Origin of the sequence: Brevibacillus sp. HB1.4B, from assembly GCF_013284285.1 — a bacterium.
Taxonomy (GTDB): Bacteria; Bacillota; Bacilli; order Brevibacillales; family Brevibacillaceae; genus Brevibacillus; species Brevibacillus porteri.
This window is the reverse complement of sequence record NZ_JABSUT010000015.1, coordinates 1-17,686: the sequence shown is the minus strand read 5'-3', so window position 1 is coordinate 17,686 and position 17,686 is coordinate 1. Positions and strand designations below refer to the sequence as shown.

General features: G+C 48.0%; 17 protein-coding genes and 3 tRNA genes. 16 read left to right on the top strand and 4 right to left on the bottom strand.

The features are described 5' to 3' along the window. Window positions 1–44: 44 nt before the first annotated feature. The 6 genes from ftsH (at window position 45) to nadA (ending at window position 7,101) form a co-directional block, all read left to right on the top strand. Complete coding sequence (ftsH, locus tag HP398_RS27490; RefSeq protein WP_017246962.1) at window positions 45–2,003, top strand: ATP-dependent zinc metalloprotease FtsH; 1,959 nt, start codon at window positions 45–47, stop codon at window positions 2,001–2,003. A 349-nt stretch (window positions 2,004–2,352) separates the two neighbouring features. Continuing rightward, a complete protein-coding gene (locus tag HP398_RS27485) occupies window positions 2,353–3,222 on the top strand; it encodes a Cof-type HAD-IIB family hydrolase (protein ID WP_017246963.1) in 870 nt (289 codons plus the stop codon). 4 nt (window positions 3,223–3,226) lie between these two features. Continuing rightward, a complete protein-coding gene (locus HP398_RS27480) occupies window positions 3,227–4,579 on the top strand; it encodes a helix-turn-helix transcriptional regulator (protein WP_173624219.1) in 1,353 nt (450 codons plus the stop codon). Next, window positions 4,524–5,294 carry an ABC transporter substrate-binding protein gene (locus HP398_RS27475; protein WP_217368918.1) on the top strand — a complete coding sequence of 257 codons (771 nt, stop codon included), beginning with the start codon at window positions 4,524–4,526 and terminating at the stop codon, window positions 5,292–5,294. Before HP398_RS27480 ends, HP398_RS27475 begins: the two co-directional genes overlap by 56 nt. Before the next feature lie 117 nt (window positions 5,295–5,411). After that, window positions 5,412–6,068 carry an alpha/beta hydrolase gene (locus HP398_RS27470; protein WP_254476414.1) on the top strand — a complete coding sequence of 219 codons (657 nt, stop codon included), beginning with the start codon at window positions 5,412–5,414 and terminating at the stop codon, window positions 6,066–6,068. A gap of 88 nt (window positions 6,069–6,156) precedes the next feature. Next, the gene (gene nadA / locus HP398_RS27465) at window positions 6,157–7,101 is read left to right on the top strand and encodes a quinolinate synthase NadA (protein WP_007729946.1); all 945 of its coding nucleotides are present in this window, start codon (window positions 6,157–6,159) and stop codon (window positions 7,099–7,101) included. A gap of 62 nt (window positions 7,102–7,163) precedes the next feature. On the opposite strand, the gene HP398_RS27460 is transcribed toward nadA, so the two are convergent. From HP398_RS27460 to HP398_RS27450, 3 genes are all read right to left on the bottom strand, one after another. Continuing rightward, window positions 7,164–8,456: an FtsW/RodA/SpoVE family cell cycle protein gene (locus HP398_RS27460; protein ID WP_017246968.1), complete on the bottom strand. Its 1,293-nt coding sequence runs from the start codon at window positions 8,454–8,456 to the stop codon at window positions 7,164–7,166. Then, window positions 8,453–8,788, bottom strand: a complete 336-nt coding sequence (locus HP398_RS27455; protein ID WP_017246969.1) for a PadR family transcriptional regulator — start codon at window positions 8,786–8,788, stop codon at window positions 8,453–8,455. The genes HP398_RS27460 and HP398_RS27455 overlap by 4 nt, the downstream gene beginning before the upstream one ends. A gap of 111 nt (window positions 8,789–8,899) precedes the next feature. Next, a complete protein-coding gene (locus tag HP398_RS27450) occupies window positions 8,900–9,394 on the bottom strand; it encodes a PCYCGC domain-containing protein (RefSeq protein ID WP_017246970.1) in 495 nt (164 codons plus the stop codon). Between the two features lie 192 nt (window positions 9,395–9,586). Here HP398_RS27450 and HP398_RS27445 point away from each other — a divergent pair, with 192 nt between their 5' ends. The 7 genes from HP398_RS27445 to HP398_RS27415 all read left to right on the top strand — a co-directional run bounded on the left by HP398_RS27445 (window position 9,587) and on the right by HP398_RS27415 (window position 16,163). After that, complete coding sequence (locus HP398_RS27445; RefSeq protein ID WP_017246971.1) at window positions 9,587–10,567, top strand: metal ABC transporter substrate-binding protein; 981 nt, start codon at window positions 9,587–9,589, stop codon at window positions 10,565–10,567. Window positions 10,568–10,699: 132 nt separating this feature from the next. Continuing rightward, window positions 10,700–11,470, top strand: a complete 771-nt coding sequence (locus HP398_RS27440) for a metal ABC transporter ATP-binding protein (protein WP_173624217.1) — start codon at window positions 10,700–10,702, stop codon at window positions 11,468–11,470. Window positions 11,471–11,505: 35 nt separating this feature from the next. Beyond that, window positions 11,506–12,345, top strand: coding sequence for a metal ABC transporter permease (locus HP398_RS27435; RefSeq protein WP_007729939.1), 840 nt, complete (start codon window positions 11,506–11,508; stop codon window positions 12,343–12,345). A gap of 39 nt (window positions 12,346–12,384) precedes the next feature. Next, window positions 12,385–12,810, top strand: coding sequence for a Fur family transcriptional regulator (locus HP398_RS27430; RefSeq protein WP_016740938.1), 426 nt, complete (start codon window positions 12,385–12,387; stop codon window positions 12,808–12,810). A gap of 115 nt (window positions 12,811–12,925) precedes the next feature. After that, window positions 12,926–14,548: an L-aspartate oxidase gene (nadB, locus tag HP398_RS27425; protein ID WP_017246972.1), complete on the top strand. Its 1,623-nt coding sequence runs from the start codon at window positions 12,926–12,928 to the stop codon at window positions 14,546–14,548. After that, on the top strand, window positions 14,535–15,383 hold the full coding sequence (gene nadC, locus HP398_RS27420) for a carboxylating nicotinate-nucleotide diphosphorylase (protein WP_017246973.1): 849 nt from the start codon (window positions 14,535–14,537) through the stop codon (window positions 15,381–15,383). The genes nadB and nadC overlap by 14 nt, the downstream gene beginning before the upstream one ends. 12 nt (window positions 15,384–15,395) lie before the next feature. Further along, on the top strand, window positions 15,396–16,163 hold the full coding sequence (locus HP398_RS27415; protein WP_017246974.1) for a type III pantothenate kinase: 768 nt from the start codon (window positions 15,396–15,398) through the stop codon (window positions 16,161–16,163). On the opposite strand, the gene HP398_RS27410 is transcribed toward HP398_RS27415, so the two are convergent. Beyond that, on the bottom strand, window positions 16,158–16,589 hold the full coding sequence (locus tag HP398_RS27410; protein WP_017246975.1) for a GNAT family N-acetyltransferase: 432 nt from the start codon (window positions 16,587–16,589) through the stop codon (window positions 16,158–16,160). The genes HP398_RS27415 and HP398_RS27410 overlap by 6 nt on opposite strands. A gap of 755 nt (window positions 16,590–17,344) precedes the next feature. Here HP398_RS27410 and HP398_RS27405 point away from each other — a divergent pair. From HP398_RS27405 to HP398_RS27395, 3 genes are all read left to right on the top strand, one after another. Beyond that, window positions 17,345–17,437, top strand: a tRNA-Ser gene (locus HP398_RS27405). Window positions 17,438–17,453: 16 nt separating this feature from the next. Beyond that, a tRNA-Glu gene (locus HP398_RS27400) sits at window positions 17,454–17,527 on the top strand. A 33-nt stretch (window positions 17,528–17,560) separates the two neighbouring features. Beyond that, a tRNA-Val gene (locus HP398_RS27395) sits at window positions 17,561–17,636 on the top strand. Window positions 17,637–17,686 lie beyond the last annotated feature (50 nt).

Genomic DNA, 17,686 nt, shown 5'->3' with positions numbered 1-17,686 from the left:
ATGATAAAATGTGAAAAGTGTCTGTTCGTGAGAGGAGGTAAGGAATGAATCGCTTTTTTCGTAATACCGGGTTCTACCTACTGATTTTTCTTGTCACGGTCGGGATCGTGAATTTCATCCTCTCCGGTACTGATAAGGTTGGGAAACTTACATATCAGGAATTCCGGATACAGCTAAAAGCTGACAACGTCACTGAGTTGGCGCTTCGACCAGAGAATGGTACTTACAGGGTTGAGGGTACGTTGGCAAAAGCTATTCCGGGACAGGAAAGCAACAAATTTTTTACCAATGTTCCTTTGTATGATTCAGATGTTGTGAAGCTAGTCGAAGAGAAAATCGATGCACAAAAAGTGAAGAATGTAGCGTTCAATCCTGCGGAGGGCAACAGCATTTGGCTCACGTTCTTGACCTCTATCATTCCTTTTGTCATCATCTTCATCCTGTTTTTCTTTCTTCTGAACAACGCCCAAGGTGGCGGAAGCCGAGTCATGAACTTCGGTAAAAGCCGCGCGAAGCTTTACAACGAAGAAAAGAAACGCGTTACCTTTGACGACGTAGCAGGAGCGGACGAAGAAAAGGCTGAGCTGGAGGAAGTCGTTGACTTCCTGAAAGACAACCGTAAGTTCAACGCGGTTGGTGCTCGTATTCCAAAAGGGGTACTGCTTGTAGGACCTCCAGGTACTGGTAAAACCTTGCTCGCTCGCGCTGTTGCAGGCGAAGCTGGTGTACCGTTCTTCAGTATCTCTGGTTCTGACTTCGTGGAAATGTTCGTTGGGGTGGGTGCATCTCGCGTACGTGACCTGTTTGAAAATGCGAAGAAAAATGCTCCTTGCATTATCTTTATTGACGAGATTGACGCTGTGGGTCGTCAACGCGGAGCTGGACTCGGCGGCGGCCACGACGAGCGCGAGCAAACTCTCAACCAGTTGCTCGTAGAGATGGACGGTTTTGGTGGAAACGAAGGGATCATCATGATCGCTGCGACCAACCGACCTGACATTCTCGACCCGGCTCTCTTGCGTCCGGGACGTTTTGACCGTCAAATTACAGTAGATCGTCCTGATATCAAAGGCCGTGAAGCGGTGCTCAAGGTTCATGCCCGCAACAAGCCGATTGGTGAAGACGTGAAGCTGGACGTGATTGCTCGGGGTACATCGGGCTTCACGGGTGCAGATTTGGAGAACTTGTTGAATGAAGCAGCTCTCTTGACTGCCCGTAGAAACAAAAAGCAAATTACCATGACAGAAGTGGATGAAGCGATCGACCGCGTAATTGCTGGTCCAGCGAAGAAGTCTCGCGTAGTGAGCGAAGACGAACGACGCCTAGTAGCCTTCCACGAAGCTGGTCATACAATCATCGGATACCATCTGAGAAATGCAGAAATGGTACATAAGGTAACAATCATTCCGCGCGGCCAAGCTGGCGGATACACAGTGATGCTGCCGAAAGAAGACCGTTTCTTTGCTACCAAAACGGACCTGCTCGACAAAATCGTCGGTCTGTTGGGTGGACGTGTTGCGGAGGAAATAGTGCTTGGGGACATTAGTACCGGCGCACATAATGACTTCCAGCGCGCGACTGCTATCGCTCGCAGCATGATTACCGAATACGGAATGAGCAAGCTCGGACCGATGCAGTTCGGTAAGAGTCAAGGACAGGTATTCCTGGGCCGCGACTATGGCAATGAGCGTAACTACTCCGATCAGATTGCATACGAGATCGATCAAGAAATGCAAAATATTATCAACGAGTGCTACGCAAAGTGTACAGAATTGCTGACGACGCACCGTGATCAGCTCGATCTGATTGCGAACACGCTGCTCCGTGTAGAGACTCTCGATGCTGAGCAGATCAAGCAATTGATCGAAACAGGTAAAATGGATAACGATCCAGACGCAAATAAAGATGTGGTCGTGAACATTCAACCGAAGCTGGAAGAAGTAAAAGAAGAAGTAAAAGAAGAACCAAAGCAAGAAGATACAAACGAAGAACCGAAACAATAAGGGGCGCCTCAGGTGCCCTTTTTTGCAATATCGGAATGTATTAGGTTACCTTTTTAAAAGGTATCGATGAACCAATAAAGCTGGTGAGAAGAAAAAGCACAGGGCTCGCAGACCTTGACAACGCCTACCTAGTCGGAACTTAAAAAAGGGGACCACGCTTGTCGAACACTTCTTCTTTGAGAAACCTCCGCCCGTAGGGTGGCTTTGGCTCGACGGGCCCCTTTTTAAAGTGGAGACGGCCAGTGAATCCCCCCTGCTGGCGTGTCAGAGTCGAAGAGAACTGTGCTTTTTCTTCTCCTTCACTATGTTGACTCAATGGCAAATCCAAAGCGAATGAGAGGGATTGGATATGTTGCTTACACCGGGTATGGCTGCATTTGACATGGATGGAACCTTACTGACTCACGAATCAAAGCTGACAGAAGGAACCAAAGAAGCACTTCGCCAATTACAACAGCAAGGCTGCAAACTCGTTTTGTCTACGGGCAGGATGTATGGCTCCGCTCAAATTCCGATCGAATCCTTTCCTTTTGACGGGTATGTCTGTAGCAATGGGGGTGCTGTTTTCGAAGGGGATGGCACGTTGGTCCGTAAATGGCTCCTTCCTACTGAGATGGTAATCGGTGCGATCCATGCATTGAGGCAAGAAACGATATATTATGAGCTTCATGATACCAACAGCAATCGCTGGATGATCAAAGAAGACCGTGAACGCTTGGAAGCGACTCTGAGTGAGGACGCATCTGTGGAAGGCTTCTCGATCTTGAAATTTCCTTACTACAGGCTCGCTCGCGTAGAGCCATTGGCAGAGATGCTGGAAAAAGTAGAGTCCGGGGAAGTAGAAATCGTCAAGTTCTTCATCTGGCATCAAGACCCGGATCGTCTTGAGTGGGTGAAAGAGCAACTGAGGCCTTGGAGCGAGCAAGTGACGATCACTTCATCTGGCAAGCAGAATGTCGAAGTGATTCCTCAAGGGGTTTCCAAATGGGAAGGGCTTCAATACTTCTGTGAGAAATGGGGAATCTCCCCAGAGAAAGTAATGGCATTTGGCGATGCAGAAAACGATCGTGAGGCATTAACAGGCGCAGGATATTCCGTCGCAATGGAAAACGCTTCTGACGAGATCAAGCAAGTGGCCAAATATATCGCCCCACACCATAATGAGGAAGGCGTTGCCCGATTTATTCGGGAGCGCGTTCTCGGAGATAAAGGCGAGTAAGAGAATGAAAAAGCAGAAACTGCGTCTGTACAGGCCGGTTTCTGCTTTTTTCTCGTTGTTATTGAGAATTATTATCAATTATAATGGTCATATAAATACTGGCAAGTGGAGAGTGATTGCAACGATGATGCGCAAAGAGCTTATGATTTTGTGGAACCATGCATCCGTGAAAGTATTGGATGTACGCCATCAGATCGTGCAGCCAGGTGAAAAAATAACGGCTTATCAGCTCCCGGCCAGCGTGTTTTTGTTTACGGTTCGAGGTCGAGCAGTCGTGCAGCTCAATGATGTGATGTACCCGGTCCATACATTTCATGTGATTCATGGGGGCAAAGGGCTGACTCTCAACGTAAGCGTTACGGATAACGAATGGGAATCCTATATCATTTTCTATAAAGCAATCATTCCGTTGCCAAGTCGTCAGGAAATCATGAATCTCCTGAAATCCCGCAACTGGTTTTTGTCTCCTTATTCTATTGTGCCACAGCAGCCTATCACTCTGTTGGACAAGTTGGATCATCTACGGTCCGTTTGGAACAGCGGGGATGAGGATGAATTGAGACAATTGCGGGCCAAAGGATGGTTTCATCTGTTTATTTGCGAGCTGCTTGATCAGATGGATGAGCAAGAAGAGGGGATTACCCAACATGATCTCGTTTTCCTTGCGAAGCAATACATCCATCAACACTATGCGGAACCAATCACGCTGGAGGCAATCGCTCAGACGTTGAATTACAGCATTCCGTACTTGTCGAAGCAGTTCAAGCGTCAGACGGGTCATAGTCCGATCGATTATTTGATTGGTGTGAGACTCGAAAAGGCAAAGGACTTGTTGGTTCGTACGGATGCCACTCTTCAGGAAGTGGCGGAAGGTGTCGGGTATACGGATTTCTCCTATTTCATCAGAGCCTTCAAAAAATATACGGGTCTGACTCCCGGACAATTCAAGGAGCAAGCATTGTACGTTGATGAAGGCTCAGAATATCCTATGAAAAGGCTAAGATCAGAATTTGTCTTCCTATCGAATGAAACATACAATCTGATTGTTGTTGAAAATCATTCTCAGAGGGATAGGGGAATAGACGTGAAAGGAAGAATGCACAAGCTCGTGCTGGGGCTTGCTTTGTTACTCAGTGCATGTTCAGGTACAACGACAGCATGCTACACCCGTTGCGACTTCGGCGACAGAGGCGACTTCACAACCGACAGAGCAACAATGGCCGCGAACGTATGTGGATGCACTCGGAAAAGAAGTAGTGATTCCCAAAGAGCCGAAGCGCATCGTCGTGACTCATTTCGGGATGATGGAATACTTTTTTGCGTTGGAAACGCCACCGATTGCGTCTACACTCGCTGACCGCATGCTGACTACTTTTGAAACGTTGAAGCCATACGCGAGTACCGCAACGGTAAAAGATATCGGGGAAGTGAGGACGCCGAATCTAGAGATGATGGCAGACCTAAATCCAGATTTGATTGTCGCTTTCTCCGGGACACACAATGAAGTATACGCAGATTTAAGCAGTATTTCGCCGGTGGCCATGATTAACAATACGGAGGAACGGAGCTGGACAGAAACAATCCGCGAATACGCCAAACTGATCGGCAAAGAGCAAATGGCCGAGGATTATATTACGAATTTGCAGACGCTAATGGGTGAAGCCAGGGAGAAATTGGCCAAGCATAAAGACAAGTCCGTAACGTTTTTACGGGCGACAGGTGATGGAAGCACTTTTTATGTACTGGACGACAATGACGTTTCGTATGCATATGACCAAGAAACAGGCTTGGGAATGAAGTCTCCGGGGCAGTACAAGCTGGAGGGCGATGTGATTTCACTGGAGGGTGTCACGGTTCTTAATCCAGATTATATTTTCGTGGTCGATCATGCGGACAGAATGGATACAACGATGGCGGAGTTAAACCAAAGCAAAGTATGGCAATCGTTAAAAGCCGTAAAAGAAAAGCATGTATTCCCGTTGGATGTATCGATTAGTACGAAAGGACCGTTGGCGATCAAGTATGCGACGAATAGGGTACTCGAATACATGTCCACCAACGAAAGCTTTTGAGAAAGGAGGAGGAAGGGAGAATGCAACCTATCGTGGAGCAGTTCCAAAACCGCAAGCTCACAATCTATTTACCTGAAGGGCTATTATCAAAGCGAAGAGCGTTACGCGGTTGTCTATTTGCAGGATGACGGTGATTTGATTGACCCGAAAGATAGTGATGTTCTTCGGAAGAGTAGAGAATTAACCGCGACAACTCAACTGCCAGGCTTGTTATTTGTCGGTATTGAATCGCTCGACCGAAATGATGAGTATACGCCGTTTGTGTCGCCGAATATTTTTGAGCCGGGGTCTGGCAAGCAGTTTGGCGGAAACGCTTCTGTTTATGCCGATTTTCTCGCCAATGGATTGAAGCCGTACATCGACAGCAAATACCGCACATTACAGGAGCGAGAGTACACCGGGATCATGGGTTTTTCCTTTGGGGGACTCATTTCCGTCTACACAGGGTTACGCTATCCCGATGTTTTTGGACGGGTTGGCAGCTTTTCCGGCTCCTTCTGGTTCCCGGGGATCGTAGATTGGATCGAGCAGCTCACCATTCGTGATACAGGCCAGCGCCTTTACATGAATTTGGGTCATGCGGAGGGCTCGGGTCGAACGAACGGACAGCAATGGATGGTGCCAAATAGCAAAAGAGTTTATCAATATTTGCTGCAAAATGGTTTTCATGAGGACTCGATCCGACAGGTAATTTATGAGAGCAACTTCCACTCGTTTGACTTGGGTGTGCAATACGTACCAGCAGCACTGCAATGGTTGTTCAACGAGGAGTAGTTTCGTTCAGACGTACCACGTTGACAAGGTGAGGTTATACGCTTACAATGACCGTAAATTATGACACCACCGTAGGGGGATTTTTTCCATGGACGCTTTAGCGTTAGAAAAAAAAGCCCAGCGCAACGCTGAGTTACGTGAACGACTGCTGCAGCTGAAGAAAGAGCGTAATGCCATCATTCTTGCTCACTTTTACCAACGTCCCGAGATTCAGGAGGTCGCTGACTTCATTGGAGATTCCTTTGGGTTGGCGCAAAAAGCGAAAGAAACGGATGCCGATGTGATTTTGTTCTGTGGCGTTCACTTTATGGGAGAAAGTGCAAAAATTCTCAATCCCCAGAAGACCGTCATTATTCCCGATGAACGGGCTGGCTGTCCGATGGCGGACATGGTGAACGTAGACGGGCTCCGCAAGCTCAAGGCACAGCATCCAAATGCAAAGGTAGTGGCTTACATCAATACTTCTGCGGATGTCAAAGCTGAAACCTACATCTGCTGTACGTCGTCCAACGCGAAGCGCGTGATCGAGTCGATCGACAGTGACGAGATCATTTGGGTGCCGGACAAAAACCTTGGCCACTATGTATCCCAATTCACGGACAAGAAAATGATTATTTGGGAAGGGTACTGCAACACGCATGACCAACTGTCTGTAGAAGACATCATGACGTTGAAGCAGCAACACCCTGAGGCTGTGGTTGTCGTTCATCCGGAGTGCCGCCCAGAAGTGGTATCCCTGGCTGACTACGTTGGTTCCACGACCGGAATTCTGAAATACTGTCGTGAGTCTTCGCACAAAGAGTTTATTATCGGAACGGAAGACGGCACACGCTACATGCTGGAAAAGGACAGCCCGGACAAAACGTTCATTTTCGCTTCCAAGTACCTCGTTTGCCCGAATATGAAGGTGAACAACCTGAAGAAGTGCGTCGAGGCGCTGGAGAATATGAAGCCGGAGATTTTTGTGCCAACAGATGTTGCTGATGCGGCACGTGCTTCGTTGGAGCGCATGCTTGCGGTAGCGCCTGCTTAAGGGGCAGTCTGATAAAATGCAAAAAGGGAGTAGAGCTTAGAGAGCTTTTCTCCCTTTTTCTATTAGGAGGCTTTGGTCAAAGGCTGGATGTCTTTTCGTCGGTAAATGTTCAGGACGAGTCCTATCAAGGCCATTTGCAATACGGTATGCACGATTCCAAAGCCAACGAATGGTAGATTCACAGTGATAGGGGGAGCCAGACCGACAGTCATGAAAATACCCCAGAAAAACGGCGTGAAAAAGAGTACAACCATACCGGATAAAAGCAAGGATCCGTATACATCTTTTACTCGTCTGATGGCATGGAGCAAACGAAGCAACAGCATAACGCCCAGAATGAAAAAAGCTATCCCTACAATTGGTCCAAAGATATACACCATGTAGGCAAAAATATAGTCAGATTCAAGGGCGGGCAATGCATCTAGAGAGGCACCGAAGCCTTGTCCCCATAAGGTAGCTGACTGGATGGCTTTCAAGGATTGAATGATGATATATCCTCTTCCATCCGGCTCGAGGTACGGATTCAGGAAGTAAAACAGACGATCTAGCTGATAAGGTTTAGCGAACAGGTAAACCCTCCCTCCGACATACGCGAAAATCATAGTGAGGAAGCTCAGTATAACAAGCTTTCTAGGCTTAGCGGCAATCACGAGCGCGATGTAGCCACCGACATATAAGAGAACGGCAAATTCGTATTTGCCTAACGTGAGAAGAAGGCAAGGGGGTAAGAAGTACGAAATCACTTTTACGATGGTGTAGTGATTGTGCGCCTTCCACTCTGTGAAAATTCCTGCGAGGGCTACGATGAACAGGAAGGGACTGATTCCAATGAAATGGAGTGGAGAATCTCCGATGTTCAGATACTGGATACCGGCTATAGGACTCCCTGTGAGCAGTGTATATAGGAGTAAGATCATCGTGCCGTAATACAGAAACTTACTATATCTCTTTAATTTACTGTAATCCCAAAAGAGAATCGCCACGAGGACGACTGTTCCGATCATGATACCGACTAGTTGTCTCCCGATCAAATTACGATTATCTTCCGCAATATGAAGAGAATACAGGGTAACCAGCCCGATAGCGAGCAGGATTCCCACAATCGAAACAATTCCCCACTCCATCCGCGGTTTATGCGCCTGATGGAGGTGACGCCCTACATTGACAGGATCACCCATCTCCGCAATCGCAATTCGAGTCGCTTCATCTTCCCCATACCCGGCCTCACGATAATCCTCGATCTTTTCGGCGAAATGATTCTCCAACTCTAGCGTAATGGCTGCATGAACCTCTTTGTTTTTGATCTGATCGCAAACTTCCTCTATGTAACGCGCAATTCGCTTGTTTTCGCTCATGTTGCCTGCCCTCCCAACACGGAGTCAACAGCGGTACGAAAAGATTCCCACTCCTGTTTTTTCTCTTTGAGATGCTTCTTGCCTTCGCGGGTGATTTGATAGTATTTGCGTTTTCGCTCTCCTTCACCTTCGCTCCAAAACGCCTCGACCTTTCCTTCAGACTCAAGGGTATGAAGAATGGGATAGAGGGTGCCTTCCTTGAGCGACAGCACACCGTTCGAGCTCGTTTCCATCGTCTTGATCATCTCATAGCCGTACATTGCCTTTTGTTCCAGCAAGGTAAGAATGAGAATGACCGTACTGCCTTTCATCAACTCTTTGTTAACTGCCATAGCTACCTCCTTATACCTCGGATTTCGATACCTCGAATATCTATGTATCATTCTATTCCATAAAAGGGAAAAAAGAAAGACTTCCTCATCGGGAAGTCTTGTTATATGTGTTTAGGAAGGCATCGGGGTAGGAGTTGGTTTTCCATAGCCTTGCCCATAGGTTTGATCTATGTAGGTACGAATTTCTTTTGTAGATTTGCCTTCTTCTTTCATCTTGCCGGAAATAACGGCGATTTCCATGCATACGCCGCAACGAGTGCCGTGGTCATCCCAGACAATGGAGCCATCAGACTTTTCTTCTTTGATGAAGCAGTTGCCATTATGCCCGTGTCCAGCACTTTCACCGCAACCACAATAGCATGGAATGGATTTGAGCAACTCACGATTTGCGGCAGCAACTTTGTAGGATCCGATAATGACAGGGTCTTGGTTGTCTAAAAATTTTGGTAGCTGATCAGCGGAAGCAGTCAATTCCTGCAAATCACCATTGGGGGCGTGCTGCGTGTGATCGCTATGATTCTGTTCAGCTTGATCAGTAGAGCCACAGCCGGCAGTAAGCAGAGCTGCGGTGATAAAAGTAATGGCTAACCATGAGTTACGTTTCATCTTGGACATACCTCCTGCCAGTTATTTTATCATAATGAGATGGAGAAATTGTGAAGCTGGGAGAGAAGATGAACACTTATGATGTTTAAATCGGAATAAATCCTATTTACTTTTTGGGCGCCTCTCCGTATAATGAAAAACGACGAGAGCGTAAATCGGAATCATTTTGAATTGGAGCAGGAGGAAATATATATGAAAAGAGCTATGTTGGCAGCCCTAAGTTTCATTACGGCAGTGGGGCTGGTGGGATGTGGAGCAGCGAACGAAACGGCTGGTACTCCGCAAACTGGCAGTGACGCGTCCGGGAAGCCAAAAGTATACACGACGATTTATCCCTTGGAATATGTAGCGAAGCGAATCGGCGGTGAACACGTGGAGGTAACGAATCTGGTTCCCGCTGGCGTAGAGCCTCACGACTACGAGCCAACTGCAAAAGACATGGTTGCTCTGGCCGGAGCAGATATTTTCGCCTATAACGGCAGTGGTTTGGAGCTGTGGGTAGAGAAGGCTGTAACCAACCTCGATAAAAACAAGACAACGATCGTTAATGCGACGGAAGGTCTCGAGCTGATTAGTGCAGCTGAACATGAGCATGAAGGAGAAGGACACACAGAAGAAAGTCACGCAGAAGAAGCAGGGCATGATCACGGCGATCTGGACCCTCATGTATGGCTCGATCCGATGCAACTGAAGGCACAGGCAGAGAAGGTCAAAAATACGCTCGTACAAAAGGATCAAGCGCACGCTGCCGATTACGAAAAAAACTACACACAACTAGCAACAGACCTGGAGCAGCTGGATAAAGAGTTCAAAGATATGGTTACGCAAGCGCCAAAGAAAGAATTCATGGTTTCTCACAGCGCATTCAGCTATATGGCAAAACGCTACGGGCTGGAGCAAGTAGCAATCTCTGGGGTCAATCCTTCTGATGAGCCATCCACAGCAGAGTTGAAGCGCTTGGTGGAGCATGTAAAAGAACACAACATTTCTTATGTGCTGTTCGAGACGTTGGTTTCTCCGAAGGTAGCGGAAGTAATTGCGAAGGAAGCTGGCGTGAAGACAGCCACGCTCAATCCGTTGGAAGGTTTGACGGAAGACGACGTGAAAGCAGGTCGCGATTACTTGTCCATCATGCGCGACAATATGAATACATTAAAGACTGCACTCCAATAAGCTTTCCCTCGAAAAGATGTCGCTTCCCAGGCGGCATTTTTTCGTTAGTAGGATGCTTGTGGTTCGGGCAAAATCGTAGTACGATGAAAGGAATCAAATAAGAACAAATCCGATTTAAGGGATGGATATTTCATGGAACCAAATAAACAAGAGGTGCCTGTCATTAAGCTCACAGGCGTCTCCTTTCAATATGAAGACAAACAGGTTCTCGATGAGGTTGAATTCACACTGGAGCGCGGGGACTTTGTGGGCATCATCGGGCCGAATGGGTCAGGAAAATCTACGCTGATGAAGCTGATTTTGGGTCTATTGACGCCAAACAAAGGAACAGTAGAGCTGTTCGGGCAACCACTATCCAAGTTTCGTGAATGGAATCGCATTGGATACGTCGCTCAACAGGTCGCGCATGGAGCGGGTGGATTCCCGGCGACGGTGCGAGAAGTCGTGTCATCTGGATTGGTCGGTAAAGTAGGCCTTTTTCGCAGACTGACGAAACAGCACCATGAGAGTGTACGAGCTGCGGTGGAGCGAGTCGGCTTGTTGGAGAAGCTGGATCAACGTATCGGCAACTTGTCCGGTGGGCAATTGCAGCGCGTATTCATAGCGCGTGCTCTTGTAGCTGAACCGGAGCTGTTGATCCTCGATGAGCCAACAGTCGGGGTCGATCAGGAATCGATCGATCAATTTTACAGCTTGCTTCGTTCGCTGAAGGAAGAGAACGGATTGACGATGATGATCGTCAGCCACGATGTGGGAGTCATGTCGCAATGGGTGACCAAGGTGGCTTGTGTGCAGAAGAAAATTCACTTCCACGGAACAGCGCACGATTTTGAGCATAACCAAGAAAAAATCTTGCAAAGTATGTACGGTGATTCGGTCAGACTGCTGTCTCATCATCATTAAGCTTTGTAAATAGGTAAGAAAGAAGGAATATGCACATGCTTGCTGATTGGTGGCAGTATGACTTTTTGCGGTATACCCTGTTTTCAGGGATTTTAATTGGTCTGATCTGTCCTATTTTGGGCACGTTTCTCATTGTTCGTCGCTTGTCGATGATGGCAGATGGCTTGTCACACGTCACGCTTTCCGGTGTAGCTGCCGGGATGCTCATTTCCAAAAAGGTCGCCTTCTTCTCCGCAGTCAATCCGCTGTTTTTCGGAATGTTGTTTGCGGTGATCGGTTCGTTGTTCATCGAGCGGCTGCGTAAGGTGTACAAAGCGTATCAGGATTTGGCGATTCCGATTATTTTGTCCGCGGGACTTGGGCTGTTTACGGTATTGATCAGTATCGCAGACGGTTTTAATGCCGATTTGTATTCGTACTTGTTCGGAAAAATCGTAACAGTGTCCATCGAAGACCTGTATGCGCTGATTGGTGTGGCAGTTGTTGTTTTAGGGACAGTTTTGTTGATTTACAAGGAGCTTTTCGCGGTCTCTTTCGACGAAGAATTCGCTCGCGTCTCTGGCGTGGCAAGGCGTTCAATCAACCTGTGGTTTATGGTGCTCGTCGCTCTGACGATTGCGGCTTCCATGCGTATAGTCGGTGTCCTGTTAATCTCGGCGCTGATTACCCTTCCGGTGGCTGCCAGTTTGCAAATCGCGAAAAGCTTTCGACAAACGATTTTCTTGTCGATTTTATTTGCGGAGTTTTCCGTATTGAGCGGTTTGTATTTTGCCTATCTCCTTGATTGGGCATCTGGTGGTACAATTGTACTGATGGCAGTACTGGTTATGCTGGTTGTATTGGGTGTAAAGAAGCTGCGGGTCGCTTTCCGGTAAGAGTTATCCGGATATGACAAAAGGAAGGAGTGTTTGTCGATGAAAGTAGAAGAAGCGCTGCAAATATTGAAAGAACATGGTTTCAAGTATACCGGCAAGCGGGAGGAGATGATTCGAATCTGCGCGGCCGAGAAGCGATACCTGTCTGCCAAAGATATTATGGAGAGAATCAAGGAGCAGTATCCAACACTCAGCTTCGATACCGTCTATCGCAACATTTCCACTTTTGTTGAGCTGGGGATTCTGGAAGAGACGGAGCTGGACGGGGAAGGCAGATTCCGTTTGGCCTGTTCGACAGATGGACACCATCATCACCATGTGATTTGTACGGAATGTGGAAAGACTTCCTCTTTGCCAGGATGTCCGATGAATATCATTTCTGCGGTACCGGAAGAGTTTCAAGTGACGGGGCACAAGTTCGAGGTATATGGCACGTGTAAGGAATGTGTAACGCATTCGAATTAATCGGATAGAGGGGAGTGCTCGCTTTTGCGGGCGCTCTTTTTTTGCATCTCCTTCAAGCGTGTATTTGCTATAATGGGTGGAAAATCATCAGTTACAAGAGAGAAGGGACACAGTCATGATTCCCCGTTATATTGTGGACTTTGATTTGCACACCTTACCTCGGATGAGGGCAGATGTAGCTGTTATTGGAGCAGGAATTGCTGGGTTGTATACGGCGTTGCAAACGAGTGAGTATGCGGATGTGGTGTTGATCAGCAAGAAGGGACTCGATGATAGTAACACACGCTGGGCTCAGGGAGGAATCGCTGCTGTAACAGCCCAATCAGATTCCCCCGCCCTTCATCGACAGGATACGTTAATCGCTGGAGCAGGTCTTTGCTCGTATAACGCTGTGGAAGTCCTTGTGCATGAAGGCCCTGATCGCTTGCATGAACTGATTGCATATGGAACGGAATTTGACCGGGATGAACAAGGGCAGTACGAGCTGACACAGGAAGGCGCGCATAGCAAACGACGAATTTTGCATGCGAACGGAGATGCCACTGGGGCAGAGATTGTCCGCGCTTTGTCCAAGCGTGTGATGGAGCAGCCAAACATTCAGGTTTTGGAATATCATTTTGCAGTGGATGTCATCACGCAGGATGGCGAATGCGTGGGTGTCCTCGTGCGGAAGCCGGATGGCGAATTGTTTTTTCTGGAAGCAAAAGCAACGGTGCTGGCTACAGGAGGTGCAGGTCAGCTTTACCGTTATACGACGAATCCGCAAATCGCAACGGCAGATGGGATCGGCATCGCGTATCGGGCGGGTGCTCGCATTAAAGATGTGGAATTTATCCAGTTTCATCCGACTGCGCTTTACTATCCGGGTGCCCCGCGCTTTTTGATTTCGGAAGCTGTTCGTGGGGAGGGTGCCATTTTGCGCAACAGCAATGGTGATCGTTTCATGGACAAGTACCATCCGCAAAAAGAGCTGGCGCCGCGTGATATTGTCGCCCGGGCGATTGTTTCTGAGATGGAACAGACGAAGTCTACGTTCGTGTATCTCGACATCACTCACGAATCGGAAGAGCTTATTAAGCGTCGTTTTCCGACGATTTATAATTTTTGCTTACAATACGGGCTCAATATGGTGACAGATTGGATTCCGGTAGCTCCGGCTTGCCATTATATTATGGGCGGAGTTCAGACTGACTTGAACGGGGAGACCTCGACGAAGCGGCTTTTTGCATGTGGAGAAGCATCCTGCACAGGGGTACACGGAGCGAATCGACTGGCCAGCAACTCATTATCGGAAGCGGTTGTGTTCGGTCACCGGATAGCGGAGCGGATCAAGCAGCTGGCTGATTTGCAGAGTATTCATCCCTTCCAGATTGTTTCCAAGCAAAAACTGCCCCAAACGTTCAATACACGTGAACAACGATTAAAAATGCAAAAGCTCATGCTGCGGCACGTCAGTGTGAAGCGCGACGAAAAAGGATTAACGAAAGCACTAGCAGAGCTTGCGCGAATGGAGCAATACTATCAGTACGAGCCTGAGAGCCTGGAAACGTTTGAATTCTTCAATCTGCTGAATGCTGCCGTCCTGACAACGAGAGCGGCACTGATGCGGGAAGAAAGTAGAGGCGGGCATTATCGTACTGATTTTCCGAATAAAGATGACTTGCTATGGCGGAAGCATTTGATCCAGTCCGTAGAAGATGGTGTCCAAGAGGAGTGTGAGAAGCATGATGTGGAATAAACGGGAGCTTCAGCGAAAAATAGAGGAATGGCTACAGGAAGATGTAGGATTTGGTGATGTGACAACGATGAGCACGATTCCTGAATCGGAGCAGGGTATCGGCATTTTATATGCGAAAGAAGCGGGAATCGTGGCAGGCTTGCCGATTGCGGAGCAAGTATTTGCCACGGTTGATTCTGCCCTCGTCTTTGAGGCAAAAGTAGAAGAAGGAGCACGAGTCGAGGTTGGTCAGCAGATCGCTGAAGTCAGCGGCTCGGTTCGTTCGATTTTGAGCGGAGAGCGGCTTGCTCTTAATTTAATGCAACGTTTGTCTGGGATTGCCACGAAAACGAGTGAATACGCAACGGCCGTCGCAGGGACGAAAGCACGAGTTGTCGATACGCGGAAGACTACGCCAGGGCTGAGGGCTTTGGAAAAGTACGCGGTTCGAGTCGGGGGAGGCTACAATCATCGTTTTGCCTTGTATGATGCCGTGATGATCAAGGACAATCATATCAAAGGAGCGGGCGGTATTGCGCAAGCTGTTGCAGCGGCCCGCGCAGTTATTCCCCATACGATGACAGTAGAGGTAGAGGCCGAATCGTTCGAACAGGTTCAGGAAGCATTGGCAGCTGGTGCAGATACGATCATGCTCGACAACATGACACTCGATCAAATGGTGGAAGCCGTGCAGTTTATCGATGGACGAGCCATTGTCGAGGCATCTGGCGGTGTCAGTCTGGAGACGATTGGTGACATTGCAAAAACGGGCGTAGATATCATTTCGGTAGGGGCTCTGACTCATTCTGTCAAAGCGTTTGATATCAGCCTCGATCTGAATACGCGCAAGCGATAAGGAGCGAGCTCGATGTTAATGGTGATAGATATAGGCAACTCCAATATTGTGTTGGGCTTGTATGAAGGCGACGAGCTCCAACACCATTGGAGAGTGTCCACAGATCGTAACAAAACGGAAGACGAGTACGGCATGCTCGTCAAAAGCTTGTTTGGTAGCGTGGGGCTTGGCTTTGAACAGGTGAGAGGCGTTATTATCTCGTCTGTCGTTCCACCTCTAAACCTCACGATTGAACGCATGTGTGGGAAGTACATGCAACAAAAAGCGTTGATTGTCGGACCGGGTATCAAGACGGGATTGAACATCAAGTATGAGTATCCGCGAGAGGTAGGCTCCGATCGAATCGTGAACGCTGTTGCTGCGATTCATCATTATGGTGCACCGCTCATTGTTGTCGATTTTGGTACGGCGACGACCTTTTGCTATGTCGACGAGCGGGCACAATATTGGGGAGGGGCGATTGCTCCCGGTATTGGGATATCAACTGAGGCACTCTTCACTCGTGCTGCCAAGCTGCCGCGAATCGAAATCGCCAAGCCTGCAAGTGTAGTCGGTCGTAATACGATAGCGGCGATGCAGTCCGGCATTTTCTATGGGTTTATCGGTCAGGTCGAAGGCATTGTACGTAGAATCATGGATGAATACGGTACGCGACCTACCGTAGTTGCTACGGGAGGGATGGCAGCGCTTTTTGCCAATGAGACGTCTTGTATTCATGTCGTGGATCAGAACCTTACCCTTAAAGGACTTCGTTTGATTTATGAGCGGAATCAATCATAGTGGATGACGAACGTATTTGCAGAAAAACATTTCAGGATCATCTGGATCTAGGTGAGTCAGGGTTCCGCAGTGAGCGTATCCGAGTTTTAGACAGAGACGTTGCATTTTTTCGTTGGAAAGGTTAGTGGAAGTGAACAATTTCTCCGTAGGGGAGATCGTTTCCAGATAGTGCATCATCTCCTCGCCAACCCCGCGTTTTTGATAGTGAGGGTGAACAATGAGTAGATGAATAAAGCTGTTCTTAAAAAACGATTGATTGATGATGGCAAAACCGACGATATTCATATCGATTAACGCCACGTAGCAATGCCCTTGCTCGATGGCTTCTTGAAGTTCAGGTGAACGACTGGTTGAACCGAGCACCTTTGAATCAATCATACAGACAGCAGGAATGTCTTGAGGAGTAGCGAGACGGATTGAGGTCATCGATTTCAAATCCTTTCTACTTGTAAATTGTTGCTAATGTTGTATGAAATGGAAAAAGGGTGTTAAACTATTGGTAGAGATATTGAATGTCTGACATATAATAAAGGAGCCAATACCGTTGCAGCGGCAAGGCTCCTGAGACAAGTAGCTGTGGAACACCCACGGCGCGCATGATACTAAAACAGCGAATCCACCGTCAGGCGGTCAACCTTAGGCGGTGGGTTTTCGCTTGTTACGCCACTTTCTTATCCATCGGTAGAGCTTCCTGCAGCTAAACCAGAGGCTTAGCAAGGTTGCCAGTACTTTTAGGAAAAGGTAAAGCGTGCCGAGCGAGACCATCAGCATCACCCCCTTTACAGGAAGCTGTGCCGTGGTCTTCCACCGCCAGTCTTGTCTTGAGTTAAATTATACCATTTGAACATTCCTTATGGTGAGATCTCTTGTTAGTGTAGTTACGAGCTGGCTCGACAAAAAGAGTGACCTTCAGCGAGTAACATAGCGACTGACAGGTAATGATATATACGTGTTTCACATCCGTGGATGGGGACAGAGAAAAAAGTTGAGATTTTCAATACTTTTCGTTGACAGCACATGCTCCACGCGCTACAATGGCTATTGTGCCTAGCAGAAAAGTTATGTCACATTGAACTTTTTAAGTTTCTTTAAAAAAGTTCTTGCGTTTCAGATGAAAGCATGCTAACATATGAATTCTGAAAGGCAAACAAGCGGATCGCTTTGATCCACTTCAAATATACGGATGGATGTCCGAGCGGCCGAAGGAGCACGATTGGAAATCGTGTAGGCGGTGTCGAACCGTCTCGTGGGTTCAAATCCCACTCCATCCGCCATCACTTTCTTAGAAATGGCCCGTTGGTGAAGCGGTTTAACACAGCAGCCTTTCACGCTGTCATACAGGGGTTCGAATCCCCTACGGGTCACCTAGCAAAACGCCCTGCAAACGCAGGGGGCCTGGAGGCTTAGCTCAGCTGGGAGAGCATCTGCCTTACAAGCAGAGGGTCGGCGGTTCGATCCCGTCAGCCTCCACCACTTATATTAATGGACAGGGAAAGTCAGCTATAAGCGCCACGTCTTGTGGT